Raw genomic sequence first — 22,323 nt, 5'->3', positions numbered from 1 at the left:
TTGTCCATCGGCGTTATAAACCCATCATGACTCGGGAACGCGATAACCAACCTTCACCAGCCTCTGCCCGCGCCGAGATCGCCCGCCAGAAGATGCTGACCGCCGCTCTCGACGTCTTCGGCCGCTATGGCTTCGACGGCGCTTCGACGCGCCAGCTCACGGAAGCGGCCGGCGTCAACCTGCAGGCAATCCCCTATTATTTCGGCAGCAAGGAAGGTCTCTACATCGCCACCGCCGAATATCTGATGATGCGGATCAATACCCATGTCGGTGACATGAGGGCGCGCGTCGGCGCGCATCTGCTGGCGCTCGACGCTGCAGGCAAACCGCTTGGTGAAGCTGAGGCTCGCCATTTCCTGACCGAGATTTTGCAGACCATGGTGACGCTGTTCGTCGGCAAGGAGTCCGAATCCTGGGCGCGCTTCCTGATCCGCGAACAGATGGAGCCGACAGAAGCCTTCACGCGGGTCTATCAGGGCCTCATGCGGCCGATGATCGAGATGAGCCGGCGGCTGATCGGCGCCATCCTTCATGAGGATCCCGCCTCGGAACATGTGCGCCTGCGCACCTTCACCCTTCTCGGCAGCATCCTCGTCTTTCGCGTCGCCCACGCAGCCGTGCTCGCCCAGATGGAGTGGGACGGCGTCGGCCCGGAACAGGTGGAAACCGTGCGCGGCCTCGCCGCAGAGCTGGTCGATGCCATCGGCGCATCGAAAGGAAGTGCAGCATGAAACGCATCCTTCCCATCGCCATCCTTCTTCTCGTTGCGGCGGGTGCCGCCGCCTGGTGGTACGCCCTGCCCCAAAAGCTCGGCTGGTTGCCTGAGCCCAGCCGCGAATTCGTCCTTTACGGCAATGTCGATATCCGCCAGGTCTCGCTCGGGTTCCGTGTCAGCGGCCGTCTCGCCGAACTCTATACCGACGAAGGCGACGTCGTCAAAACGGGAACGGTTCTGGCAAAGCTCGATGCAGCACCCTATGAATTCGCGGTCCGCTCGGGCGAAGCCAATGTCGCAGCCCTCCAGGCAACGCTCGACAAGCTGAAGGCCGGTCCGCGGCCGACAGAGATCGCCCAGGCGCGCGCCGCCTATGACGAAAGTATCGCCGATCTCCGCAATGCCAATCTCGCCTATGACCGCGCCCGCCAGTTGCGCCCGCAGGGCACGATCTCCGAGGCCAGCCTTGATCAGGCGACCGCTGCAAGGGCCATGGCCGCCGCACGCTCCGACTCCGCCAACGAGGCGTTGAAACTGCTGCTGGAAGGCTCCCGTGTCGAGGATATCGCCGCCGCCGACGCCCAGTTGAAGGCGGCGCAGGCAACGCTTGCCTCCGCCCGCACCTCGCTTGATGATACCGAACTGCGCGCGCCGAACGACGGCGTCATCCTCTCCCGCGTCAGAGAGAATGGCGCGATCGTCTCGCCGGCAGACACTGTGTTCGTGCTGTCGCTGACAGAACCCGTCTGGGTGCGCACCTATGTCGCCGAACCCGATCTCGGCCGCATCCATCCCGGCATGAAGGTTGCGGTCACCTCCGATACGGCGCCCGACAAACCCTATGAAGGCACGATAGGCTTCATCTCGCCGGTTGCCGAATTCACCCCGAAATCGGTGGAAACGCCGGAACTTAGGACCGACCTCGTCTATCGCCTGCGTGTTGTCATCGACAAGCCCGGCCCGGATCTGCGCCAGGGCATGCCGGTCACCGTGCGTTTTCCCACGCCGACGGCGGGCGGACAATGACCGCCGCCGAGACCGGCCGGGGCGACAAGCCGCTCGTCCGGATCGACGGTGTCACCAAGCGCTTCGGCGATGCGCCAGCCGCTCTTGACGCCGTCTCCGGCATGATCGGCGGCGGCGCAATCACCGGTCTCGTCGGCCCTGACGGCGCCGGCAAAACGACGCTGATCCGCCTGATGACTGGCCTGATGCTGCCCGACACGGGAACGATGGAGGTTCTCGGCTTCGACACGCGCAAGAACCCCGCCGGCATCCAGGCGGCGATCGGCTACATGCCGCAGCGCTTCGGTCTCTATGAGGACCTTTCGGTGCAGGAAAACCTCGATCTCTATGCCGATCTGCGGGGCCTGCCGAAGAGCGAACGCGCAAGCGCCTTCGACGAGCTGCTCACTTTTACCGACCTCAAGCGCTTCACCGATAGGCTCGCCGGAAAGCTCTCCGGCGGCATGAAGCAGAAGCTCGGCCTTGCCTGCGCGCTTCTGAAGAAGCCGCGCCTGCTGCTGCTCGACGAGCCGGGCGTCGGCGTCGACCCGATCTCGCGCCGCGACCTCTGGAAGATGGTCGAGAACCTGACGAAGGAAGGCATCGGCGTCCTTTGGTCGACCGCCTATCTCGACGAAGCTGAAGCCTGCGACCATGTGCTGCTCTTGAACCAGGGAAAGCTGCTCTTTTCGGGAAAACCTGATGACATGACCGGTCGCGTCAACGACCGGGTTTTCCGCGTCTCGGGCATGACAGGGCGCCGCCGGCAGGTGCTCGCCGGGCTTCTGCAGGCCGATGGCGTCATCGACGGCGTGATCCAGGGCGAAGCGATCCGCCTCGTCGCCGCCAGGGACAAGAAACCGGATATCGGCTCGGCCGGCGATGGCGCAACGCTCACCCCTGCCCCGCCGCGCTTCGAGGATGCTTTCATCGACATGCTGGGCGGTGGTCCTGGCGGCCGTTCGAGGCTGGCCGAGGCGCAAGAGCCGACGAAGGGCGATGACGACCGGCCGGTGATCGAGGCCAAGGGGCTGACCAAGCGCTTCGGCGATTTCACCGCTGCCGACAATATCAGCTTCGATATCCGCCGCGGCGAAATCTTCGGCCTGCTCGGCCCGAACGGCGCCGGCAAATCCACCACCTTCAAGATGCTCTGCGGCCTGTTGAAGCCGACCGGCGGAGAAGGCCGCGTTGCCGGTTTCGACCTTCGCCGCGATGCCGCCGAGGCCCGCAACCAGCTTGGCTATATGGCGCAGAAATTCTCGCTCTACGGCGATCTGACCGTCATGCAGAACCTCGAATTCTTCTCCGGCGTCTATGGCCTTCGCGGAAGACACCGGCGCGAGCGCATCGAGCTGATGGCCGGCGTCTTCGATTTCGGGCGCCATGTCAGCCAGCCGGCCAAGGACCTGCCGCTTGGCCTGAAACAGCGGTTGGCGCTTGCCTGCGCCGTCATGCACGAGCCACGCGCCCTCTTCCTCGACGAACCGACCTCCGGCGTCGATCCGATCACCCGGCGCGAATTCTGGACGCATATCAACGCCCTGGTCGAAAAGGGCGTCACGGTGCTCGTCACCACCCATTTCATGGACGAGGCCGAATATTGCGACCGCATCTCGCTGATCTATCGCGGCCGCTCGATCGCGCTCGGCTCGCCCGATGAATTGAAGGCCCGCGTCGCGACCAAGGAGCTGCCCGACCCGACAATGGAGGATGCCTTCATCGCCCTGGTACAGCAATCCGAGAAGGAGAATGCAGCATGAGCACCTCTTCCGGCTGGATGCGGCGTCTCTTGGCCCTCGTGCGCAAGGAAAGCTTTCAGGCGATCCGCGATCCGAGCAGCATCCTCATCGCTTTCGTGCTGCCGCTGATTCTGCTTTTTCTTTTCGGCTACGGCGTCTCGCTCGATACCACCCGCACCCGCATCGGCCTCGTGACCGAGGAGATGACGCCGCTGACGCAGGATCTGTCGGCCAGTTTCCAGGCCTCCCGCTATTTCGATGTGGCCATCAGCCGCGACCGGCGTCTGTTCGAGGAAGATCTCGTGCTCGGCAAGCTGCGCGGCATCGTCGTCATCCCCGCCGATTTCACCACGCGCTACACCGCCGGCAACCGGCCGGATATCCAGGTGATCGTCGATGGCTCCGAACCGAACACGGCGAATTTCGTGCAGAATTATGCCCAAGGCACTGTTGCCAACTGGGAGCGGCAGAGGCAGGCGGACGTCGCCTCCCACAGTCCCGCCATTTCGGTCGAGCAGCGCTTCTGGTTCAATCCTGAACTGACCAGCCGCAATTTCCTCGTGCCCGGCTCGATCGCCATCGTCATGACGCTGGTCGGCACGCTTCTGACCTCGCTCGTCGTCGCCCGCGAATGGGAGCGGGGCACGATGGAGGCGATGATGGCGACACCAGTGACGGCGGTCGAACTGCTCGCCGGCAAGATCCTGCCCTATTTCCTGCTCGGCCTCACCTCGATGACGCTCTGCGTGCTGCTTGCGGTCTTTCTCTTCGGCGTGCCGTTCCGCGGCTCCGTCGCTGCTCTTTATGCGCTGTCGGCCGCTTTCCTGATCCCGGCGCTTGGCCAGGGCCTATTGATATCGACGGCCACGAAGAACCAGTTCCTTGCCTCGCAGCTGGCGTTGATCTCTGCCTTTCTCCCTGCTTTCCTGCTGTCTGGCTTCCTCTTCGAGATCAATTCCATGCCGACCGTGATCCAGTGGATCACCTTCATCGTGCCGGCGCGCTACCTGATCCCCAGCCTGCAGACGGTGTTCCTGGCCGGCGACATCTGGCCGATGTTTCTGCAGGCGATCGGCGTGATGCTGACGATCGGCGCCATCATGTTCGTGCTGGCGGCCCGCAGCACCAGAAAGAGGATCGGCTGAGATGGGTTGGACAAGGCTCTACGCCCTGATCGTCAAGGAACTGCTCGCCGTGCTGCGCGATCCCAAGGGCCGCGCCATTCTGATCGGCCCGCCGATCGTCCAGCTTCTCGTCTTCTCCTATGCGGCGACGCTCGAAGTCCGCAATGTCGACGTGATGATCCTCAACCGCGACAGCGGTCACTGGGGCCAGGAACTGATCGAGCGCATCGATGGCTCGCCGACCTTCCGGAAGATCGAGATTGCAGGAAGCCAACCAGATGTCCGGGTGGCGATCGACAACCAGACGGCCATTGCCGTCGTTCAGATCGGGCCGGACTTTTCGCGCAATATTGAGGCGGGAGCGCCGGCCGACCTGCAGGTGGTGCTCGACGGCCGCCGCTCCAACGCCTCGCAGATCGTCGCGGGCTATCTCTCCCAGATCGGCGCCGCCCTCGCCGCCGAGACGCCGGCCGGCAAACGTGCCGGCGCAGATATCGTCTCGACGGTGCCGCGCAACTGGTTCAACCCGAACCTCACCTATCAATGGTTCATGGTGCCGAACCTGATCGCCAGCATCGCGCTGCTGATCGGCCTCATCGTCACGGCGCTGTCGATCGCTCGCGAGCGCGAGCTCGGCACCTTCGACCAGTTGATGGTCTCGCCGCTGCGGATCCACGAGATCCTGATCGGCAAACTGATCCCGCCGATGATGATCGGCCTCTTCCACATCACCGTCTATATCCTGGCCGCCGTCTTCCTCTTCGACGTGCCGCTGCGCGGCTCGCTCTTCCTGCTTTACGGCAGCGCAATCTTCTATCTCGGTTCGGTCGCCGGCCTCGGCCTGTTCATTTCGGCGCTGTCGATGACACAGCAGCAGGCGATCCTCGGCGCTTTCCTGTTCATGGTCCCCGCCATGCTCCTCTCCGGCTTCGCGACGCCGATCGAGAACATGCCGGGGTGGCTGCAGCCGGTGACACTGATCAATCCGCTGCGCTATTTCCTGGTGATCGTCAAAGGCGTCTTCCTCAAGGATATTCCGCTGAGCGAGGTGGTGAACCAGACAATCCCACTAGCGCTGATCGCCACTGTTACGCTCAGCGCCGCCGCCTGGCTTTTCCGCCGGCGGCTGGAATAATGCCTTCGGACCCATGCTTCAGCTGCCTCACATTATGTGAACCGGCCGTCCAAAGCGTGACTCTCTCCTGCCGGAACCTCGGATTGGCGCGGTCGTTACCCAAGCGCAACCCCAGCAAAGGAGAAGCAAAATGTACAAGATCCTACTTGTCTCCAGCGCCCTTGCGCTGTCGTCGCTCGCCACCAATGCGCTCGCTGACGGAGCCGTCACCGGTGCAGCCGGCGGCGCCATCACCGGCGCAATCGTCGGCGGCCCTGTGGGTGCTGCCGTTGGCGGCGTGGCCGGCGGTGTCGCCGGCGCAGTGATCGATCCGCCGCCGCGCGAGGTCGTCACCTATGTCCAGCAGCAGCCGGCCCCGACCGCTTCTGTGGTCGTCCAGGAACCCATTGTCGTCGGCAAGCCGCTTCCGGCGGATGTCGTCGTGACGCCGGTGCCTGACAATCCGAAATATGCTTACACGGTCATCAACGATCGCCGTGTGATCGTCGAACCCCGCACCCACCGCGTGGTGCAGGTGATTGAATAAACAGGAAGAAAGGGTACGGCTCCCACGGACCCTTTCTTCTAGCGAAAACCGCCGCCCCGAAAGGACGGCGGTCGTGCTTTTTGATCGAGCGGATCAAACCTTCAGCTCGCGCCGCTCGCGCTCGGTCACCATCGCAAGGTCGAGCACCTTCTGCAGGTTGGCGGCGTGGCGGAAGTTCGGATCCGGCTGGATGCCGCTTGCCACGGCCTCGGCAAAACGCTGGTAGTTGGTCGCCACCGGTTCAACCTCGATCTTCGTCCAGGTGGCGGTTTCGACATCCTCGCCGAGGCAGCCATGCAGCTCGGAACCGCTGGGACGATGGATGACCTCGAGACTGCCCCTCTCGCCATAAATGCGCAGCTTCAACTCGTTCAGATGCCCTGTCGCCCAGCGGCTGGCATGGATGACGCCGAGCGCGCCGTTGGCGAAATCGACAGACATGGTGAAGCTGTCATTGGCATCGAGCAGATATTCGCCGATCTGGCCGCCCGGCGCCTTGTTGAAGGTCTTCAGCCGGGCGAAGACGTGGTCGATGTCGGTCGCCGCGCCATAGGCGGCGAAATCGAGAATATGGATGCCGACGTCGCCGAGCACGCCGTTCGAACCGTGGCCGGTGGAAAGCCGCCACAGCCAGGTCGATTCCGTGCGCCAGTCGCCCCAGGCACGCGACACCAGCCAGCTCTGGAGATAGGATGCTTCCACGTGTCTGATCGTGCCGAGCTCGCCGGCGAGCACCATCTCGCGGGCGCGCTGCAGCGGCGCGACGTTGCGATAGGTGAGATTGACCATGTTGATGACGCCGGCCTTTTCGGCCGCTTCCGTCATCTCCAGCGCCTTCGCATAGTTCTCCGCCAGCGGCTTTTCGCAGAAGACGTGCTTGCCCGCGGCAATCAGCGCCATCGTCGTCGGGTGATGGATGCGGTCGGGCGTGACATTTGTCGCCGCGTCGAATTCACCCCAGGCGATCGCCTCATCCAGCGAAAGAAACCGTTTTTCGATGTTGAACTTGTCGGCGAAGGCCGAAAGCCGCTCGGGATCGGTGTCGACGGCGCCGACCACCGTCACGCCGTCGATGAGGGGGAAGCGGGCGAGCTGGTTTTTCGCCATCACCCCCGTGCCAAGAACGAGTAGTCGCATGGATGCTCCTCAGCGGTAACCGGCTTCGCCGGCCTGGTGCAGTCTCGGGCCGCGTTCGACGATCGGCTCCAGTGCTGTTTCTACCGGCACATTTGGGGCATCGGTAATGCTCTTCAATGCACCCTCGGGGTTATAGGCCCACTTCACGCCGTTGATCAGCACCTTCCGGACATTGACGTCGTGATAGGTTGGATAGGTCTCGTGGCCCGGGCGGAAATAGAAGATGTTGCCGGCGCCGCGGCGCCAGGTCAGGCCCGAGCGGAACACTTCGCCGCCCTGGAACCAGGAGATGAATACCGTTTCGAGCGGTTCCGGCACCGAGAACTGCTCACCGTACATTTCCTCGTTCTCAAGCTCGAAATGTTCGCCGATGCCGGCGGCGATCGGATGGCGCTGGTTGATCGTCCACAGACGCTCGCGTTCACCCGCCTCGCGCCATTTCAGCGCGCAGGGCGTGCCCATCAGCCGCTTGAAGATCTTGGAGAAATGGCCGGAATGCAGCACCAGCAGGCCCATGCCTTCCCAGACGCGCTTGGCGACACGCTCGACAACGACGTCGGAAACTGCGCCGTGATCCTTGTGGCCCCACCAGGTCAAGACGTCGGTCTCAGTAAGGCGGGCTTCGCTGAGGCCGTGTTCCGGCTCCTGCAGCGTCGCCGTCGTCGCCGAGATACTTGGATCGGTGTTCAGCGCATTGGCGATCGTCGTGTGCATGCCTTCGGGATAGATCCCCCGGACGATCTCATTGCTATTCTCGTGGATGTTCTCTCCCCAGACGACGGTGCGAATGGCCATGATGTGCTCCTGTAGAACCTGGAAGTATCGATAGGCGGGAAGGCAGGATTCAAAGCGCTTTGGAAAACGGCGCCGGCTGCGCCTCGTCTCCTCCACGTCCAAGGAACACATAGACCTTTGTCAGTATTTTGACAAAGGGGAAAATTTACCGGCCGAAGACGGAAAAACTGTCTCGCAATATCACAGCAATATCAATGTGAAACCGATTTAGAAAATAGATTGACGACCAAAACGCCGGCTATGATCAGCCCGAGCCCGACGATTGCCGGCAGGTCGAGGCGCTGCTTGAAGAACACCAGGCCGACCGAGGAAATGAGCACGATTCCCAAAGCGCTCCAAATCGCATAGGCGATACCGACGGGGATGCTTTTCAGCGTCAACGACAGGCAATAGAAGGCAGCCGCATAACAGGCGACGACGAGTGCCGTCGGCCCGATGCGGGTGAACTGCTGCGACAGTTGCAGCGCGGTCGTGCCGATGACCTCGAGCACGATGGCTGCAAACAGCAGCCCGTAGACGGCGGCCTGGCTCATGGCGGGTTCCTTTTCGAATTACCTGCCGGTCAGTTCGACAAGGCGATCGATGAGATCCCGCCTCAGAACGCCGTTGATATCATGGCTTTCCAACGTATCTGCGAACCAAAGTCCATCGGCGGCGAAACGCACGACTTGTGCGTCGAGGGAGGAATCGGTGCCGATATATTCCTCGGCCCGCGCCTGCACCCATTGGCGCCAGCGAAGACGTAGCCGGGGTTCGGCAAGAAGCGCGATCGTCACCTGCGTCCAACTCCTGGAATCGTCGGGACGCTCCTTGAGACCGGATACCGCCCTGAGATAGGCGCGGGTGAAGCGCCCCTGTGGCAGCGGATCGCCGCGCATCAGTTCCTCTATATCGGCGTCGAACTTTTCGAGCAGGCTCTCGAACAGGGCATCGAGCAGCGCATTTTTCGTCGGGAAGTGATGCAGCAGCCCGCCCTTGCTGACGCTGGACGCGGCGGAAACCGCATCGAGCGTGACTGCCGCCATGCCGTCGCTGGCAGCAAGGCGCGCGGCGACCTCCAGCAACTGCTGGCGCACAAGCACGGGCTGCTTCTTGCGATGATGAGCGTTCGACATGCAAATAAAAGATACCGTCCGGACGGTATTGTCAAGGAGAATCGGCCGCCACGCAGCCGTCCCGGCATTATGCGCGAAATGCCGCGGCACCTTGATGACAGTTGCGATCATTTTCCGCCCGGTGCATGAAGAGGCCGGGGAATGGTTGAGGCAATTGGGATGGTTTCGTGACGGAGAAGGTCACCACCTTATATCAGGCGATCGGCGGCGATCCTGTCGTGCGGGCGCTGACGCACCGTTTCTACGAACTGATGGACAGCTTGCCGGAGGCGAGAAACGTGCGCGCCGTACACCCGTCGAGCCTTGTGGGCAGCGAAGAGAAATTTTACGAATATATGACCGGTTATCTCGGCGGCCCGCCGCTCTACACCGACAAGCGCGGCCATCCGCGTCTGCGCAGCCGCCATTTCGTCGCCGAGATCGGCCCTGTGGAGCGCGACGAATGGCTGCTCTGCTTCCGCCGCGCCCTGGACGAGACGATATCAAGCCAGGCGCTGCGCGATCTCATCTGGGCGCCGGTGGAGCGGCTCGCCTATCACATGCAGAACAAGGCTACCGACAACAAGGAACAATCATGAGCTTGAACGCGCGTCTGGAGCCGGTGCTTTATCTTTTTGCCGGCCTATTTGGCGTAGCCGGCGTGGCGCTTGCCGCCCTTGCTGCCCATGGCGGCGGCGAGGCCAATCTTGCGGCATCCGCATCTGCCATGTGCCTTGCCCACGCCCCTGCGCTGCTGGCATTGGCTCTCGGCAACGTCAGGCTCAGAACCGCCTGGCTGGCCGGTTTGCTGATGATTGTCGGAACGCTGCTTTTTGCGGGCGATCTCGTCACCCTGCGCTTTTCCGGCTCCGGCCTCTTCCCCTACGCCGCGCCGACCGGAGGCTGGGCGATGATGCTTGGCTGGCTGGCCGTTGCGGCAGGCGCTGTCTTCCGCGTCAGGGCATAGAGCACTTCGTTTTCTCCGAGTCCCGGAATTGCTCAATGTTTTGTTTTGGCGCAATTCCGGATGCAAAACCGCTGAGCACTTTGCCGGAGTTGCTCTAATCACGCGGCTGCGGCACACGGCCGAAGCGCAGGAGATTGCCGTGCGGATCATGGATGTAGAATTCCTCCATGTTCCACGGCCGCACCTCCATATCGCTCAGGCGCTCGACGCCTCTTTCGCGATATTCCGCATGAAGAGCGCCGATGCCCCCGCCACGGAGATAGACGGAACTGTTTTGGCAAAGCGTGGCATCTTGCGTCCGCCAGAAATGCAGCTCCATGTCGTCGCGCCGCAGGATGAGATAATCCGCCGCCTGATAGACGATCTCGGTAAAACCGAGCGCATCGCGGTAGAAGGCAAGCGTCTTATCGATATCGAGCGACGGCAGGACCGGCAGAACCTCGATGCGGTCATGTCCTTCGTTCATATGCCATCAACCACGTTGAAGCCCTCGAAGATCGGCGGTCCCTTGTAGATCGCCTTGTGATCGCCGGCGTTGCGGTGCGCCGCACGAAAGCTCTCGGACTTCGTCCAGTTCTGAAAATCCGCTTCGCTTTTCCAGACCGTGTGTGAGGAATAGAGCGTATAGCCTTCCTCTTCGTTGACCTTGCCGCGCAGCAGGCGGAATTCGACGAAACCGGGCACCTCGGGCAGGCTGGAATCGCGATTGCGCCAGACCGTCTCGAAATCGCCTTCGCTCCCGGTTGCAACCTTGAAGCGGTTCATTGCGATATACATGGAATCTCCCTACGCCTTCCTCTTGCCCGCCCTTGCAGAACGCAAGGGAAAGGCGAGAACATTATCGCCGTTTGCCGCTGCTGGGCCAAGCGGTCTTGTTGTCGCTTCCCCGGGCATGCGCGCTTCCCAGGTCGGGAACAGCGTCACATTCTGGTAGATCTGCTGGCGTTCAGCATGCTGCTGGAAAAGTTCGTAAAGTTCGGGCACGAGGCCCTCGCCTGTCCGCGCGGCGAGCTTATGCAGGCCGATCATGGTGAAGCCGTCGGGGCGCTGGTCGTTCATCGGGAATTGTCTCGTTCGTTCATCGTCTGCAGCGCACGCTCCAGGCTGGACTTACTGCCGTTGCGAAGCGGGATGAAGGTCTTGCTGAACTTCTTACAGCCTGTCTTCACACGCAGGCAGGCATCGTGGCTGATACAGTCGATTGGGCAGAAGACGCAGTCGACCGAGGGAAGCAGAGTATCGATGCGGGAAACCGCTTCGCGCAGACCGCCATCATGATGGATGAGCTCAGCGCCGAAATTGCTGGCGATTTGGCGAAGATGCGCCACCTGACAGTCGCGGCCACCGACATAGAGGAAACTGCGGCCATCCAGTTTGGATCGCCCGAGGGATGCCTGACCAGCGTCCTCGCCCGCGTTATCGCGGACCTCCCGGTTCGAACCCTTCTTGCCCTTGCGAGCCATATGCCACCCGTTCGCTCGTTGATCGTCACACGATTCCTGCGTGTGCGGGTGGACCTTATTAAACTTGATTTTTAGAGTAAAGTATAAAGTTGATTGCTTTTGTCATATTTATTTCCTCTCGATCTCGAAGACCTGCGTGAAACTCATCGAGATTCCGCCTGGAGGCGGACTGAAGGGTGATGCACGCCGCACAGCGTCGGCAGCCGCCTGATCGATCTCCGGAACGCCCGAGCTTCTGGAGATGACAGCAGAGACAAGATTACCGCTTCCAGCGATGGTCAGCCTCACTCCGGCCGTCCCACTAACATTCTTCGGCTCGCGAAGGGCGCGCCGGATGCGTGCACGAACCTTTCCGCCATAGTTGGCGCGGGCAGCTGTGCCTACCCCGTTATTATTGCTGGCGGCTTGCGAATTACGGTCTGACTGGGCTGACGGATCGCCTTCGGTAATGCCGCGCTCCGAATTCTGTTGCTGCTCGCCATTCCTGCCCGCTGCCTTTTGCGGCGGCCGCTTCTTCTCGACCGGTTTCGGCTTTTCCTGCGTCGTCACCTTGGGCTTCGGTGTCGGCGTGACAACTTCCTCAGGCTGTACCGGCTCCGGCTGGACTTCGGCGGTTTCGACAGGCTTCACCTCTTGCGGGGTCTCCGCGACTTCCGGCTGGGTTTCCGCGGGCTGCACTTCGGTCGGTTCGACCGCAGTCGGCTGTACCCCAGGCGAAACCGTATCGACCGGCACCTGCTGCTGTTCGGGAACGACCGTCGACATCGGCTGCGCGACGGACTCCTCCGCCGGCACTTCGGACACCAGGATCTCAGGTTCGACAGCCGCAGCCGTTTCCGGCGAAACACGCGTCACTTCCGGCGCAGGAGCCTGCTGAATGGGATCCTGCGTCTCGACAGGGGCGACTTCGGTCGGCTGCACGGTTTCCGGTTGAACTTCCGCCGTTTGCGTCGGCTGGATCGTGTCAGGCTGCACTTCTTCGGGAATGATTTGCTGCTGGATGGTCGTTTCGGTCTCGCCGGCCGCAGCCTGGTCGATATCGGAATCGCCATACATGACGACGCTCATCGCCTGACCGGCTTCTTCGATTGCCTCCTCCGAAGCCTTGGGGAAAGCAACCAGCAGCACAGCCGCCAGTGTCGCGTGAAAGACCAGCGAGCAGATGCAGGTCAGCGCCAGCCGTCGCCGTACCGGCGCCTTTTCATCTTCCTGCTTCTCCACTGCCGCATCCATCGGCGGCGGATTAGCGGACGTTGCCGGGGCCGTTTCCGGATGATCAGGGAAGGAAGATATCTGTGTCAGACGTGCGTAGTGGATGGCCTGCTCGCCGGCCGGCTGGCGCTGCGCGTTGCGCAGGTCGGAAAGCTCGTGGCCGGGGTGCATGCCGGGAATGTTGTCGTTCAGGCTAGTGTCAGCACCCTCCCCCACGATGAGCACCGGTCTCGATCTGGACTTCGCTGAAATTGCCATTTGTATGCCTCGGACAGTCTGGACATGCCCGCCGGGATTCATTCCCGGCGTATTCTTAGCCCTCAAAGGGAATCGAAATCTGAGAGCGGGTGACGAGACCCTTCATGCATTCGCCGGCGGCCGGACCGTCGCAGACCGGCGTGTCGTTGATGATGATGCCGGTGACCGTCTCGCACTTCACATTCGGCATATCGAACTGGCGCACGCGCTTCTTGCCCTGCGGCAGATCGCGGAAGTCGAGCACGGTGATGCGGTCGACGGCATTCTTGTCGTTGAAAAAGGCGAGTTCGAAGGAGATCTTGTTGATCGGGGTCTGGAGATTGTTCTCGGCGACGAAAGTCATCATGCAGCCCTTTTGCGATGGCGCCAGAGCGTTGAGTTCGACATCCAGTTTGGCGGTTGCCGCGTCCTGCGCCTGGCATATGCTTGAAACCGCCATCACCATGCCGGCTGCAACAGCCGCAAACCTAACCGTCATCATCTTCTCCGCCATTGTCGCGAACCGCCGCCAGGCGGCCTCATATCAGCAATCTCAAAAACTTGACTGCAATAGTCTCCTATTGCGTCTTTAAAAAACTATGAGTATGAAAGTCAAGATAATTGTCATCACAACCGGGGACCGCTGATCACCGGCCTCATGGAATTGCCAACCGAAATGATGGTTGAAAAGCCAGATAACTTTAAGCACGTGTCGCTGCAGAGCGAGCCTGCGGCGCAGCACCGGATCGTCGAAAGCGCGGATCTTTTCCGCGGCACGAACGAGATCATGATAAGACATGACGGCTTGGTCTATCGCCTGAAGATCACCCGTCAGGGCAAGCTCATTCTCAATAAGTAGGGTAGGACATGACCGAACAGACAAGACCGGCGCCAGCCGAAATCCGTGCGTTTCGCGCCGAGAATCCGAAAATGCGCGAGCGTGATATCGCCGCCCAGTTGAAGATTTCAGAGGCAGCCCTCGTCGCCGCCGAAACCGGCATCAGCGTGACCCGAATCGATGGCAGTGCGCTGAAGCTTCTCGAGCACGTGGCCGGCCTCGGCGAAGTAATGGCGCTGTCGCGCAACGAAAGTGCCGTTCACGAGAAGATCGGTGTCTTCGAAAACATCAAGAGCGGCGCGCAGGCCGCGATCGTTCTCGGCGAGAATATCGATCTGCGCATCTTCCCGAGCCGCTGGGAGCATGGTTTCGCCGTATCCAAGAAGGATGGCGATCAAGAGCGCCTCAGCCTGCAATATTTCGACAAGGCCGGCAACGCCGTGCACAAGGTGCACTTGCGCCCGAGCTCGAATGTCGAGGCCTATCACGCGATCGTCGCCGAGTTGAAGCTGGAAGACCAGTCGCAGAAATTTGTCGAGGCTGAGACCTCAAATGCCGTCGATGAGACCGCCGACGTCAACCGCGACGAGCTGCGCGACAACTGGAGCAAGCTCACCGATACGCATGAGTTCTTCGGCATGCTGAAGCGCCTGAAGATCGGCCGCCAGGCGGCCGTGCGCACCGTCGGCGACGACTATGCCTGGAAGCTCGACAACAGCGCGACGGCAGACATGATGCATGCCTCGGTGAAATCCGGCCTGCCGATCATGTGCTTCGTCGCCAATAACGGCATCGTCCAGATCCATTCCGGCCCGATCTTCAACGTGCAGCCGATGGGGCCGTGGATCAATATCATGGACCCGACCTTTCACCTGCATCTGCGCCAGGATCACATCGCCGAGACCTGGGCCGTACGCAAGCCGACCACGGACGGCCACGTCACCTCGCTGGAGGCTTACAATGCCGAAGGCGAGATGATCATCCAGTTCTTCGGCAAGCGGAAGGAAGGTTCCGACGAACGGGCCGAGTGGCGCGAGATCATGGAAAACCTGCCGCGGGCAGCAAGTGTGGCCGCATAAGGATCGCTACGATGACGATGCGTAACAATCTGCGCCGGATCCGTCCTTGGGAACTGGCCCTGACGGCGGCCATCATGGCGCTGCCGCTGATCCCGACGGCGCCGACCGTCGAAGGCTTCGCCTTCATCCGCGCCGCCCACGCCGAGGAAAAGAAGCTCGACACGTCGCGCCTGGTTTCGGTCGGCGGCGACATCACCGAGATCGTCTATGCGCTCGGCGAGGAAAGCCGGCTCATCGCCCGGGACACGACGAGCATCTATCCGGAGGCGGCGCTGAAGCTGCCGAACGTCGGTTACATGCGCGCGCTCTCACCGGAAGGCATCCTCGCCATGAACCCGACGGCGATCATCGCCGTCGAAGGTTCAGGCCCGCAGGAAGCGCTGGCTGTGCTGAAGAATGCCAGCGTGCCCTTCGAGACCGTGCCGAGTGCCTTTACCCGCGACGGCATCATCGCCAAGATCGACCGTGTCGGCACGCTGCTGGGCGTGCCCGACAAGGCGAAGGCGCTTGAAGAAAAGGTCGCGGCTGACCTCGACGCGGCGATCGCCGATGCCGAGAAGCGCCCGGAGGCCGAGCGCAAGCGCGTTCTCTTCATCCTCAGCGCCCAGAACGGCCGGATCATGGCATCGGGCACCGGCACGGCCGCCGATGGCATCGTCAAGCTCGCCGGCGCCATCAACGCCGTCGGCGCATTCCCCGGCTACAAGCCGTTGACGGACGAGGCGATCATCGAAGCCAAGCCCGACATCATCCTGATGATGAATCGCGGCGACGGCGCCGGCACCAAGAACGAGGACCTGCTGGCTCAGCCGGCGATCGCACTGACGCCGGCAGGCGAGAAAAAAGCGATCATCCGAATGGATGGCATCTACCTGCTCGGCTTCGGCCCGCGCACCGCAGCCGCCGCGCGTGAGCTCAACACGGCGATCTACGGGGGCTGATCATGGCCCTGCCGCAAGCCATGGTGGAACGAAGGCGACGATTCCCGATGGCGGACATCCGCGAAATCAGGCAGGCGGGCGACAGGACGCGGCTCGCCTTGCTGGCGATCGCGCTGCTCGTCGTCGGCTCGGTCTTTTCGATGCTGTTTTCGGTGACAACAGGCGCCTCGGATGCCTCGATCCTCGACGTCATCAGCAACATGGCCGGCTCCGAGGCGGCGCTCAGCACGCGTGACCGGATCATCATCTTCGATATCCGCCTGCCCAGGGCGATCCTGGGTTTCCTGATCGGCGCTTCACTGGCCGTTTCCGGCACGGTGATGCAGGGCCTGTTCCGCAATCCGCTGGCCGATCCCGGCCTCGTCGGCGTCTCCTCCGGCGCAAGCCTCGGCGCGGTCGCGATGATCGTGCTCGGCGGCGGCCTCGCAGCTCCGCTCGAGGCGCTTCTCGGTATCTACGCTCTGCCGACGGCGGCCTTCGGCGGCGGCCTCGTCACGACGCTGCTGCTCTACAGGATCGCCACCCGTCACGGACAGACCTCGGTGGCGACGATGCTGCTTGCCGGCATCGCGCTTGGCGCACTCGCCCTCGCCATCACGGGACTGCTGATCTACATGGCCAACGACCAGCAGCTGCGCGACCTGACCTTCTGGAGCATGGGCTCGCTTGCCGGCGCCACATGGACGAAGATCGCCGCCGCCAGCCCGATCATCCTCTTGTCCTTCACCGCTCTGCCCTTCATGGCGCGCGGCCTCAATGCCATCACGCTCGGCGAGGCGGCCGCCTTTCATATGGGCGTTCCGGTGCAGCGGCTGAAGAATGTCGCGATCGTCGGCGTCGCTGCGGCGACCGGCGCGTCCGTCGCAGTCAGCGGCGGCATCGGTTTCGTCGGGATCGTCGTGCCGCATATCCTGCGCATGGCGATCGGCCCCGACCATCGTTTCCTGCTGCCGGCCGCAGCTCTTCTCGGCGGCTCTCTGCTGATCTTCGCGGATGTCCTGGCCCGCACCCTGGTTGCCCCGGCCGAGCTGCCAATCGGCATCATCACCGCGGCGGTCGGCGGGCCGTTCTTCCTGTGGATCCTGCTGCGGCAGCGTTCGCGCCTTGCCCTGTGAGTGACCCCTGTGAGTGATATTGCGATGATCGAAGTTTCCGGCGTCTCCGTGCGCCTTTCCGGCAAAACCATCATCAGCGACGTCTCCTTCACCGCAAGAGCCGGCGAACTGACGGCGATTGCCGGGCCGAACGGCTCCGGCAAGACGACGACGATGAAAGCCATCTCCGGCGAACTTGCCTATGGCGGCTCGGTGCGCATCGGCGCCGGCGAGGTGAAGGGGCTGAAACCCTGGCAGCTTGCCGCCATTCGTGGCGTGCTGCCACAGGCAAGCACCATCTCCTTTCCCTTTACCGTGCGCGAGATCGTCCGCATGGGCCTGACGTCAGGTCTCAACCTGCATCCCGACAAGGCCGAGCAGACGGCGGCGGCAGCGCTTTCCTCCGTCGATTTGACCGGCTTCGAAGGCCGTTTCTATCAGGAACTCTCCGGAGGCGAGCAGCAGCGTGTGCAGCTTGCCCGCGTGCTCTGCCAGATCGCCGAGCCTGTCGTCGACGGCAAGTCCTGCTGGCTGCTGCTCGACGAGCCGGTCTCGAGCCTCGACATCAGCCACCAGTTGACCATCATGACGCTCGCCCGCAATTTCTGCCAACGCGGCGGCGGCGTCATCGCCGTCATGCACGATCTCAACCTGACGGCGCTCTTTGCCGACCGCATCGTGCTGATGAAATCCGGCCGCCTCGCCGCCGCCGGCAGCATCGGCGAAGTGCTGACGAACGAAACGATGCTCTCGGTGTTCGGCTGCGCGCTGCGCATCAACCAGGTGCCGGCCGACGGCACGCCCTTTGTGCTCGCCCACAGCGCCATTTCCCGCCCCTGAGCACTGCGCGAGCGGAACTTTTGATCGCCCGGCACGTTGTCGGCAGTGATCTGGGTCAATGCCGGGCGATATCATTCATGCAACGGACGGTGGTGACCCTCGTGCGAAATAGGCGGGCTTGCGCGCGCCCCAGCCAATGGAGACAGCCATGAGCTATTCTATCTTCCAGTCCGGCCGCAGCCGCCGCAACGGCACCTTCCACAATTTGGAATCCGGCATCGAGGAGCAGATCGAGGCGCTGCGCAACGAACTCGCGGAACTGACGCGCCTCGTCGGCAAGAGCTCACGCCATCAGGGCGAAAAAATCCGCAGCCAGGCCGGTGCCGGTTATGAGGAACTGCTCGGCCGCAGCGAGGATCTGCTGCGCGAACTGCAGCACGGCTACGAGCGTGGAGCGACGGAAATGCGCGAGACCGTGCGCAAGCATCCCTTAGCAACCATCGGCGCTGCGGCCGCTTTCGGCCTTGCCATCGCCTTCCTCGCCCGGCGCTGAGGAAGCGCGATGCTCTTACCGATCCTCAGCCTGCTGACGGGCGCAAGCGTGCACCGGACCGTTGCGCGCGCCAAGCGCAACGGCATCTTCATTGCGCTTGCCGTGCTCTTCCTTCTCACCGCCTACGCGCTGGCTGTCACCGCCGGCGCCATCTGGCTCGCCGGCATCTACGGCCCGGTCGGCGCTGCCCTCTTCCTGGCCGCCTGCGCGCTGCTGATCGCCATCATCGCCCTGGTGACGATGTCGATCATCAACGCCCGGGAAGCACGCCGCACCCGCGAACGCCGTGCGGCGCTCGAATCTCTGGCAACGGTCGGGCTTGGTCTTATCCGCGCCCAGCCGCTCCTGACCGCCGGTGTTCTGGCAGCAATCGTCGCGGCCAATCTGGTGGGCTCGAAGCGCGAGGATTGATTGAGGGACTCGCTCTGTGCGTACTCGCTACGAAAATGGAGAGAGTGAATACTTTCGCCCTCACCTACTAGCGGAAAATTAGGCAGGACGCTCACCTCACTCTCCCTCATTCCTGTGCTCGTCATAGGAATCCAGCCACGGCGCGTCCGCGCCGTGAATGAACTCAAACCGCAAGCGGAAAAGTCTTTCGCGCCCCAAGGACTTGGGCGCACTGGATTCCTGTGACAAGCACAGGAATGAGGGTGGAGAGGTGGTGCCCCCGCGAAACAATCCGCCGCCGCAACATGTATCCGCTCCCGACCCGGCAAAAAAGCCGGCGCCCAGAGGGGCGGCCGGCTTTCCTCTCAAATATAACTCTTGTCAGAACGCGAAAGCCTTCGATGTCAGCGGCGCCGAGGTGGCGTCGGGGCCGAAATCAGCCTCGCCTGAGATCTGCAGCAACTCCTGCAGCCGCTGGCGGGCCCGGTTGACGCGGCTCTTGATGGTGCCCACGGCGCAGCCGCAGATTTCGGCCGCCTCCTCGTAGGAAAAACCCGAGGCGCCGACGAGGATGATCGCCTCGCGTTGATCCGGCGGCAGCTGGTCGAGCGCCTTCTTGAAGTCCTGCAGATCGAGCGCGCCATATTGCGAGGGGTGCATCGCCATCGATTCGGTGAACAGCCCGTCGCTGTCCTGCACTTCGCGGCCGCTCTTGCGCATCTGGCTGTAGAGTTCGTTGCGCAGGATCGTAAAGAGCCAGGCCTTCATATTGGTGCCCATCTCGAAATGATCCTGTTTGGCCCAGGCTTTCATGATGGTGTCCTGGACGAGATCGTCGGCACGATCGTGCCGCCCGATGAGCGAGATCGCGAAGGCGCGAAGACTTGGGAGTGCCGCCAGCAGTTCCCGCTTGAAGCTGGGTTGCGATTTGTCTTCCATGCGACGATCCTATTCGGCCATCTTGGCAGAAGCCATCATTTCAGCATGGTCGAGCTTTTCGAGAAGGTCGAGAAAACGATCGGGAATCGCCTCATCCTGTGCAGCCGCATAGAGGGACCGCAGCCTGACGCCTATCTGATTGTTCGGGTCTAGGATGTCGCTTGCCCGCAGCTCCAGCTGTCGCTGATCGGCTGCTTCTTTCTTGCGTGGAGTCATCAATTCGTCTTCTCGCCGGTTGTCTGTTCGAGGGGCGTGGATGGGTTCAAAAACGATTTCAACCATCGACATCGAACGTTTGATTGTCGATGTCGCTGGCATTTGCTGTTGCATGGGTCAAAACGCTACGCCCTTTCTTCGTCGGCTGGAATAATGCGGCGCAACGAAAAAAGTTCCTGCCGTTCCGGAACTTTTTTATCAAGGCGGCGTTAACCGCTCATTGAAGCCAATGCCGGCCTGTATGCAGGAGCCCATTAATGACACTTTCTACTCGGATTGCGCCGCACCTTCCTTATCTGCGTCGCTATTCCCGCGCCCTTACCGGCACTCAGACTTCGGGCGACGCCTATGTCGCCGCCGTTCTCGAAGCCATTATCGCCGATCTGTCGATTTTCCCGGATACGGCGAATGACCGGGTCGCACTCTACAAACTGTTCACGCAACTGTTTGGTTCCACCGCCGTCCAGATTCCAGAGCCGACCTCGCCCTATGCCTGGGAGCAACGCGCCACGCTGAACCTTTCCAAGGTTTCCCCACGCGCCCGGCAGGCCTTCCTGCTCGCCTCCGTGGAGAATTTCCGCGTCGCAGAAATCGCCGAAATCCTGGAAACTGAAGAACAGGATGTCATGAAGCTGCTCGACGTCGCGTCGCAGGAGATTTCCCGTCAGGTCGCAACCGATATCATGATCATCGAGGACGAACCGCTGATCGCCATGGATATCGAGCAGATGGTCGAGAGCCTCGGCCATCGCGTCACCGGCATTGCCCGTACGCATGCCGAGGCCGTGGCGCTCTACAATAAGACCAAGCCGAGCATGGTGTTGGCCGACATCCAGCTTGCCGACGGCAGCTCCGGTATCGACGCAGTCAACGACATCCTCAAGACGTCGAGCGTGCCGGTGATCTTCATCACCGCCTTCCCGGAACGGCTTCTGACCGGCGAGCGCCCGGAACCGACTTTCCTTGTCACCAAGCCGTTCAATCCCGACATGGTCAAGGCATTGATCAGCCAAGCTCTTTTTTTCAATGAATCGACCAGAGTAGCCGCCTGAGACGCAATTTTCCGGCCTTCGGAACCAAATCGCCAAAGCAGGCGTTCCGGTGCTACCGGGACGCTCCGGTGGCTTTAACGGTTTTTGCAGCGCTTTGTTCTAGAGTTGGCAGGCGGTGTCTGGAAGGGCGCTCCCTTCAGCGACGTTCAAGATGTCACAAGGAAAGGCGGCCGAGTGAATACGACTGAACCATTGTCCGGCATGCCTTTTACCTTCGAAGGCAAAGCCGCAATGATGGAACGCGCGCTCGGCAGCGCCGGGATTTCGATCCTCTGCCAGGACGCCCGACTTTCGATTTTCTACGCCGAAAATCTGCCTCCGCATTTTGCAGCACTCTTTGCGCCCGGCAGCAGCGATGCTGTCCTCTTTGGCGATGCGCACGGCCGATATCTGACGGCGCTGAAGCAGAAGGTGCTGGAAACCGGCATCCCCAACAATGCCGAAGTCGAGGTCGACGTCGACGGCGAACGGCGCACTTATGAACTGAAGATCCAGCGCACCGGCGGACGCGGCGAACATGGACTTCTGTCCGTCATGGCTGAAGTCACCGAAAGCCGGCATCGCGAAAAAGTTCTGAAATCGCTGCTCCGCGAACTCTCACACCGCTCGAAGAACCTTCTCGCCATAATTCAGGGCATTGCCACCCAGACGGCCCGCAACACGCTCTCTCTCGACAGCTTCCTCCTCAAATTCCGCGGACGGCTGCAATCGCTTTCCAACTCGCAGGACCTGATTACGGATTCGAGCTGGCGCGGCGCCTATCTCTTTGAACTCGCCGAAAAGCAGTTTGCTCCTTATTGGCCGGAGACGGCCGGCTCCATGCCGATCTATGGCATCAACGCTCACCTGACGCCGAATGCCGCCGTGCATCTCGGGCTTGCCCTCCACGAACTCATCGTCAACTCTGCCTCCTTCGGCGCGATATCAGGCGGCGCCGCCTCCATCACGCTGAATTGCCGCGAAGCCATGATCAACGACCGGAAGGCGATCGAAGTCGCCTGGGCGGAAGTTCTGCATGATCAGGCAGAAGTCCACGAATTCAGCGACAACAGCTTCGGCCGCACAGTGCTGGAGCGTGTCGTGCCTTCGTCGGTCAACGGCAAGGCGGAGTTGAACCTCGTTCCCGGCCGCATCGAGTACCGTCTGACCATTCCGGAAACCGAATTCGAGATCTTCAAGCGAGTGTGAAAGCCCTGGAGACGGCCTTAAACGGAAAAACAGCCGGTGCGAGGGCGGCGCACCGGCTGTCTTCACTCACCGGGAGGGGACCGTGAGTACGTCCGGATAGT

General features: G+C 61.9%; 29 protein-coding genes. 17 read left to right on the top strand and 12 right to left on the bottom strand.

What is annotated here, in order from left to right; translation table 11 throughout:
• Positions 1 to 26 precede the first annotated feature (26 nt).
• From HFO71_RS00605 to HFO71_RS00580, 6 genes are all read left to right on the top strand, one after another.
• Complete coding sequence (locus tag HFO71_RS00605) at positions 27 to 731, top strand: CerR family C-terminal domain-containing protein (RefSeq protein ID WP_221987446.1); 705 nt, start codon at positions 27 to 29, stop codon at positions 729 to 731.
• Positions 728 to 1,741: a secretion protein HlyD gene (gene hlyD, locus HFO71_RS00600; RefSeq protein WP_221987444.1), complete on the top strand. Its 1,014-nt coding sequence runs from the start codon at positions 728 to 730 to the stop codon at positions 1,739 to 1,741. The genes HFO71_RS00605 and hlyD overlap by 4 nt, the downstream gene beginning before the upstream one ends.
• Positions 1,738 to 3,483 (top strand): ATP-binding cassette domain-containing protein, encoded by a 1,746-nt coding sequence (locus HFO71_RS00595; RefSeq protein WP_221987442.1) that lies wholly within the window; start codon positions 1,738 to 1,740, stop codon positions 3,481 to 3,483. The genes hlyD and HFO71_RS00595 overlap by 4 nt, the downstream gene beginning before the upstream one ends.
• Positions 3,480 to 4,607 (top strand): ABC transporter permease, encoded by a 1,128-nt coding sequence (locus tag HFO71_RS00590; RefSeq protein ID WP_077979056.1) that lies wholly within the window; start codon positions 3,480 to 3,482, stop codon positions 4,605 to 4,607. The genes HFO71_RS00595 and HFO71_RS00590 overlap by 4 nt, the downstream gene beginning before the upstream one ends.
• Before the next feature lies 1 nt (position 4,608).
• Positions 4,609 to 5,721: an ABC transporter permease gene (locus tag HFO71_RS00585; protein WP_221987440.1), complete on the top strand. Its 1,113-nt coding sequence runs from the start codon at positions 4,609 to 4,611 to the stop codon at positions 5,719 to 5,721.
• Between the two features lie 130 nt (positions 5,722 to 5,851).
• Entirely contained in the window at positions 5,852 to 6,247 is a 396-nt protein-coding gene (locus tag HFO71_RS00580) for a DUF1236 domain-containing protein (RefSeq protein ID WP_017961691.1), read from the top strand.
• Between the two features lie 93 nt (positions 6,248 to 6,340).
• On the opposite strand, the gene HFO71_RS00575 is transcribed toward HFO71_RS00580, so the two are convergent.
• From HFO71_RS00575 to HFO71_RS00560, 4 genes are all read right to left on the bottom strand, one after another.
• Positions 6,341 to 7,384, bottom strand: coding sequence for a Gfo/Idh/MocA family protein (locus HFO71_RS00575; protein ID WP_077979059.1), 1,044 nt, complete (start codon positions 7,382 to 7,384; stop codon positions 6,341 to 6,343).
• Between the two features lie 9 nt (positions 7,385 to 7,393).
• The gene (locus HFO71_RS00570; RefSeq protein WP_221987438.1) at positions 7,394 to 8,179 is read right to left on the bottom strand and encodes a ThuA domain-containing protein; all 786 of its coding nucleotides are present in this window, start codon (positions 8,177 to 8,179) and stop codon (positions 7,394 to 7,396) included.
• A gap of 191 nt (positions 8,180 to 8,370) precedes the next feature.
• On the bottom strand, positions 8,371 to 8,712 hold the full coding sequence (locus HFO71_RS00565) for an SMR family transporter (protein WP_077979061.1): 342 nt from the start codon (positions 8,710 to 8,712) through the stop codon (positions 8,371 to 8,373).
• An 18-nt stretch (positions 8,713 to 8,730) separates the two neighbouring features.
• On the bottom strand, positions 8,731 to 9,294 hold the full coding sequence (locus HFO71_RS00560; protein ID WP_003542198.1) for a TetR/AcrR family transcriptional regulator: 564 nt from the start codon (positions 9,292 to 9,294) through the stop codon (positions 8,731 to 8,733).
• Between the two features lie 167 nt (positions 9,295 to 9,461).
• On the opposite strand from HFO71_RS00560, the gene HFO71_RS00555 reads away from it, so the two are divergent.
• Positions 9,462 to 9,872: a group II truncated hemoglobin gene (locus tag HFO71_RS00555; protein ID WP_017961696.1), complete on the top strand. Its 411-nt coding sequence runs from the start codon at positions 9,462 to 9,464 to the stop codon at positions 9,870 to 9,872.
• The gene (locus tag HFO71_RS00550; RefSeq protein ID WP_221987437.1) at positions 9,869 to 10,240 is read left to right on the top strand and encodes a DUF423 domain-containing protein; all 372 of its coding nucleotides are present in this window, start codon (positions 9,869 to 9,871) and stop codon (positions 10,238 to 10,240) included. Before HFO71_RS00555 ends, HFO71_RS00550 begins: the two co-directional genes overlap by 4 nt.
• A gap of 94 nt (positions 10,241 to 10,334) precedes the next feature.
• Here HFO71_RS00550 and HFO71_RS00545 read toward each other — a convergent pair whose 3' ends face one another.
• From HFO71_RS00545 to HFO71_RS00520, 6 genes are all read right to left on the bottom strand, one after another.
• The gene (locus tag HFO71_RS00545) at positions 10,335 to 10,706 is read right to left on the bottom strand and encodes a bleomycin resistance protein (protein WP_077979064.1); all 372 of its coding nucleotides are present in this window, start codon (positions 10,704 to 10,706) and stop codon (positions 10,335 to 10,337) included.
• Complete coding sequence (gene hmuQ, locus HFO71_RS00540; protein ID WP_077979065.1) at positions 10,703 to 11,017, bottom strand: heme-degrading protein HmuQ; 315 nt, start codon at positions 11,015 to 11,017, stop codon at positions 10,703 to 10,705. Before hmuQ ends, HFO71_RS00545 begins: the two co-directional genes overlap by 4 nt.
• Before the next feature lie 9 nt (positions 11,018 to 11,026).
• On the bottom strand, positions 11,027 to 11,299 hold the full coding sequence (locus HFO71_RS00535; protein WP_221987436.1) for a hypothetical protein: 273 nt from the start codon (positions 11,297 to 11,299) through the stop codon (positions 11,027 to 11,029).
• On the bottom strand, positions 11,296 to 11,703 hold the full coding sequence (locus HFO71_RS00530; RefSeq protein WP_131639714.1) for a DUF2325 domain-containing protein: 408 nt from the start codon (positions 11,701 to 11,703) through the stop codon (positions 11,296 to 11,298). Before HFO71_RS00530 ends, HFO71_RS00535 begins: the two co-directional genes overlap by 4 nt.
• A 108-nt stretch (positions 11,704 to 11,811) precedes the next feature.
• On the bottom strand, positions 11,812 to 13,173 hold the full coding sequence (locus HFO71_RS00525) for a TonB family protein (protein WP_221987435.1): 1,362 nt from the start codon (positions 13,171 to 13,173) through the stop codon (positions 11,812 to 11,814).
• 55 nt (positions 13,174 to 13,228) lie between these two features.
• Positions 13,229 to 13,651 carry a hypothetical protein gene (locus tag HFO71_RS00520; RefSeq protein ID WP_221987434.1) on the bottom strand — a complete coding sequence of 141 codons (423 nt, stop codon included), beginning with the start codon at positions 13,649 to 13,651 and terminating at the stop codon, positions 13,229 to 13,231.
• 177 nt (positions 13,652 to 13,828) lie between these two features.
• Between HFO71_RS00520 and hemP the strand changes: the two genes are divergently transcribed.
• The 7 genes from hemP to HFO71_RS00485 all read left to right on the top strand — a co-directional run bounded on the left by hemP (position 13,829) and on the right by HFO71_RS00485 (position 18,848).
• Positions 13,829 to 14,011 carry a hemin uptake protein HemP gene (hemP, locus tag HFO71_RS00515; protein ID WP_065282542.1) on the top strand — a complete coding sequence of 61 codons (183 nt, stop codon included), beginning with the start codon at positions 13,829 to 13,831 and terminating at the stop codon, positions 14,009 to 14,011.
• A gap of 8 nt (positions 14,012 to 14,019) precedes the next feature.
• Positions 14,020 to 15,069, top strand: coding sequence for a hemin-degrading factor (locus HFO71_RS00510; RefSeq protein ID WP_221987433.1), 1,050 nt, complete (start codon positions 14,020 to 14,022; stop codon positions 15,067 to 15,069).
• Positions 15,070 to 15,080: 11 nt separating this feature from the next.
• Positions 15,081 to 16,010 carry a heme/hemin ABC transporter substrate-binding protein gene (locus HFO71_RS00505; RefSeq protein ID WP_077979069.1) on the top strand — a complete coding sequence of 310 codons (930 nt, stop codon included), beginning with the start codon at positions 15,081 to 15,083 and terminating at the stop codon, positions 16,008 to 16,010.
• Between the two features lie 2 nt (positions 16,011 to 16,012).
• On the top strand, positions 16,013 to 17,125 hold the full coding sequence (locus tag HFO71_RS00500) for a FecCD family ABC transporter permease (RefSeq protein WP_025395652.1): 1,113 nt from the start codon (positions 16,013 to 16,015) through the stop codon (positions 17,123 to 17,125).
• Between the two features lie 24 nt (positions 17,126 to 17,149).
• Positions 17,150 to 17,944 carry a heme ABC transporter ATP-binding protein gene (locus HFO71_RS00495; RefSeq protein WP_168257473.1) on the top strand — a complete coding sequence of 265 codons (795 nt, stop codon included), beginning with the start codon at positions 17,150 to 17,152 and terminating at the stop codon, positions 17,942 to 17,944.
• A 148-nt stretch (positions 17,945 to 18,092) separates the two neighbouring features.
• Positions 18,093 to 18,437 (top strand): DUF883 family protein, encoded by a 345-nt coding sequence (locus HFO71_RS00490; protein WP_131665195.1) that lies wholly within the window; start codon positions 18,093 to 18,095, stop codon positions 18,435 to 18,437.
• Between the two features lie 9 nt (positions 18,438 to 18,446).
• Positions 18,447 to 18,848 carry a hypothetical protein gene (locus HFO71_RS00485; protein WP_131665196.1) on the top strand — a complete coding sequence of 134 codons (402 nt, stop codon included), beginning with the start codon at positions 18,447 to 18,449 and terminating at the stop codon, positions 18,846 to 18,848.
• Between the two features lie 360 nt (positions 18,849 to 19,208).
• On the opposite strand, the gene HFO71_RS00480 is transcribed toward HFO71_RS00485, so the two are convergent.
• Positions 19,209 to 19,766: an RNA polymerase sigma factor gene (locus tag HFO71_RS00480; protein ID WP_003542247.1), complete on the bottom strand. Its 558-nt coding sequence runs from the start codon at positions 19,764 to 19,766 to the stop codon at positions 19,209 to 19,211.
• 9 nt (positions 19,767 to 19,775) lie between these two features.
• The gene (locus HFO71_RS00475) at positions 19,776 to 19,982 is read right to left on the bottom strand and encodes a NepR family anti-sigma factor (protein WP_221987690.1); all 207 of its coding nucleotides are present in this window, start codon (positions 19,980 to 19,982) and stop codon (positions 19,776 to 19,778) included.
• Positions 19,983 to 20,239: 257 nt separating this feature from the next.
• Between HFO71_RS00475 and HFO71_RS00470 the strand changes: the two genes are divergently transcribed.
• A complete protein-coding gene (locus HFO71_RS00470) occupies positions 20,240 to 21,034 on the top strand; it encodes a response regulator (RefSeq protein WP_017961711.1) in 795 nt (264 codons plus the stop codon).
• A 192-nt stretch (positions 21,035 to 21,226) separates the two neighbouring features.
• Complete coding sequence (locus HFO71_RS00465; RefSeq protein WP_170268491.1) at positions 21,227 to 22,222, top strand: sensor histidine kinase; 996 nt, start codon at positions 21,227 to 21,229, stop codon at positions 22,220 to 22,222.
• The last annotated feature ends 101 nt before the right edge of the window (positions 22,223 to 22,323 follow it).

This window comes from Rhizobium laguerreae, assembly GCF_019778565.1.
Taxonomy (GTDB): domain Bacteria; phylum Pseudomonadota; class Alphaproteobacteria; order Rhizobiales; family Rhizobiaceae; genus Rhizobium; species Rhizobium laguerreae.
The sequence above is the reverse complement of the archived record's forward strand: the minus strand, read 5'-3'. Positions and strand labels throughout refer to the sequence as shown.

Bases quoted from the DNA above. Each gene is read 5' to 3' on its own strand.
- HFO71_RS00605 (WP_221987446.1), top strand. From the start codon at position 27: ATGACTCGGGAACGCGATAACCAACCTTCACCAGCCTCTGCCCGCGCC.
- hlyD (WP_221987444.1), top strand. From the start codon at position 728: ATGAAACGCATCCTTCCCATCGCCATCCTTCTTCTCGTTGCGGCGGGT.
- HFO71_RS00595 (WP_221987442.1), top strand. From the start codon at position 1,738: ATGACCGCCGCCGAGACCGGCCGGGGCGACAAGCCGCTCGTCCGGATC.
- HFO71_RS00590 (WP_077979056.1), top strand. From the start codon at position 3,480: ATGAGCACCTCTTCCGGCTGGATGCGGCGTCTCTTGGCCCTCGTGCGC.
- HFO71_RS00585 (WP_221987440.1), top strand. From the start codon at position 4,609: ATGGGTTGGACAAGGCTCTACGCCCTGATCGTCAAGGAACTGCTCGCC.
- HFO71_RS00580 (WP_017961691.1), top strand. From the start codon at position 5,852: ATGTACAAGATCCTACTTGTCTCCAGCGCCCTTGCGCTGTCGTCGCTC.
- HFO71_RS00575 (WP_077979059.1), bottom strand. From the start codon at position 7,384: ATGCGACTACTCGTTCTTGGCACGGGGGTGATGGCGAAAAACCAGCTC.
- HFO71_RS00570 (WP_221987438.1), bottom strand. From the start codon at position 8,179: ATGGCCATTCGCACCGTCGTCTGGGGAGAGAACATCCACGAGAATAGC.
- HFO71_RS00565 (WP_077979061.1), bottom strand. From the start codon at position 8,712: ATGAGCCAGGCCGCCGTCTACGGGCTGCTGTTTGCAGCCATCGTGCTC.
- HFO71_RS00560 (WP_003542198.1), bottom strand. From the start codon at position 9,294: ATGTCGAACGCTCATCATCGCAAGAAGCAGCCCGTGCTTGTGCGCCAG.
- HFO71_RS00550 (WP_221987437.1), top strand. From the start codon at position 9,869: ATGAGCTTGAACGCGCGTCTGGAGCCGGTGCTTTATCTTTTTGCCGGC.
- HFO71_RS00545 (WP_077979064.1), bottom strand. From the start codon at position 10,706: ATGAACGAAGGACATGACCGCATCGAGGTTCTGCCGGTCCTGCCGTCG.
- hmuQ (WP_077979065.1), bottom strand. From the start codon at position 11,017: ATGTATATCGCAATGAACCGCTTCAAGGTTGCAACCGGGAGCGAAGGC.
- HFO71_RS00535 (WP_221987436.1), bottom strand. From the start codon at position 11,299: ATGAACGACCAGCGCCCCGACGGCTTCACCATGATCGGCCTGCATAAG.
- HFO71_RS00530 (WP_131639714.1), bottom strand. From the start codon at position 11,703: ATGGCTCGCAAGGGCAAGAAGGGTTCGAACCGGGAGGTCCGCGATAAC.
- HFO71_RS00525 (WP_221987435.1), bottom strand. From the start codon at position 13,173: ATGGCAATTTCAGCGAAGTCCAGATCGAGACCGGTGCTCATCGTGGGG.
- HFO71_RS00520 (WP_221987434.1), bottom strand. From the start codon at position 13,651: ATGACGGTTAGGTTTGCGGCTGTTGCAGCCGGCATGGTGATGGCGGTT.
- hemP (WP_065282542.1), top strand. From the start codon at position 13,829: ATGATGGTTGAAAAGCCAGATAACTTTAAGCACGTGTCGCTGCAGAGC.
- HFO71_RS00510 (WP_221987433.1), top strand. From the start codon at position 14,020: ATGACCGAACAGACAAGACCGGCGCCAGCCGAAATCCGTGCGTTTCGC.
- HFO71_RS00505 (WP_077979069.1), top strand. From the start codon at position 15,081: ATGACGATGCGTAACAATCTGCGCCGGATCCGTCCTTGGGAACTGGCC.
- HFO71_RS00500 (WP_025395652.1), top strand. From the start codon at position 16,013: ATGGCCCTGCCGCAAGCCATGGTGGAACGAAGGCGACGATTCCCGATG.
- HFO71_RS00495 (WP_168257473.1), top strand. From the start codon at position 17,150: ATGATCGAAGTTTCCGGCGTCTCCGTGCGCCTTTCCGGCAAAACCATC.
- HFO71_RS00490 (WP_131665195.1), top strand. From the start codon at position 18,093: ATGAGCTATTCTATCTTCCAGTCCGGCCGCAGCCGCCGCAACGGCACC.
- HFO71_RS00485 (WP_131665196.1), top strand. From the start codon at position 18,447: ATGCTCTTACCGATCCTCAGCCTGCTGACGGGCGCAAGCGTGCACCGG.
- HFO71_RS00480 (WP_003542247.1), bottom strand. From the start codon at position 19,766: ATGGAAGACAAATCGCAACCCAGCTTCAAGCGGGAACTGCTGGCGGCA.
- HFO71_RS00475 (WP_221987690.1), bottom strand. From the start codon at position 19,982: ATGACTCCACGCAAGAAAGAAGCAGCCGATCAGCGACAGCTGGAGCTG.
- HFO71_RS00470 (WP_017961711.1), top strand. From the start codon at position 20,240: ATGACACTTTCTACTCGGATTGCGCCGCACCTTCCTTATCTGCGTCGC.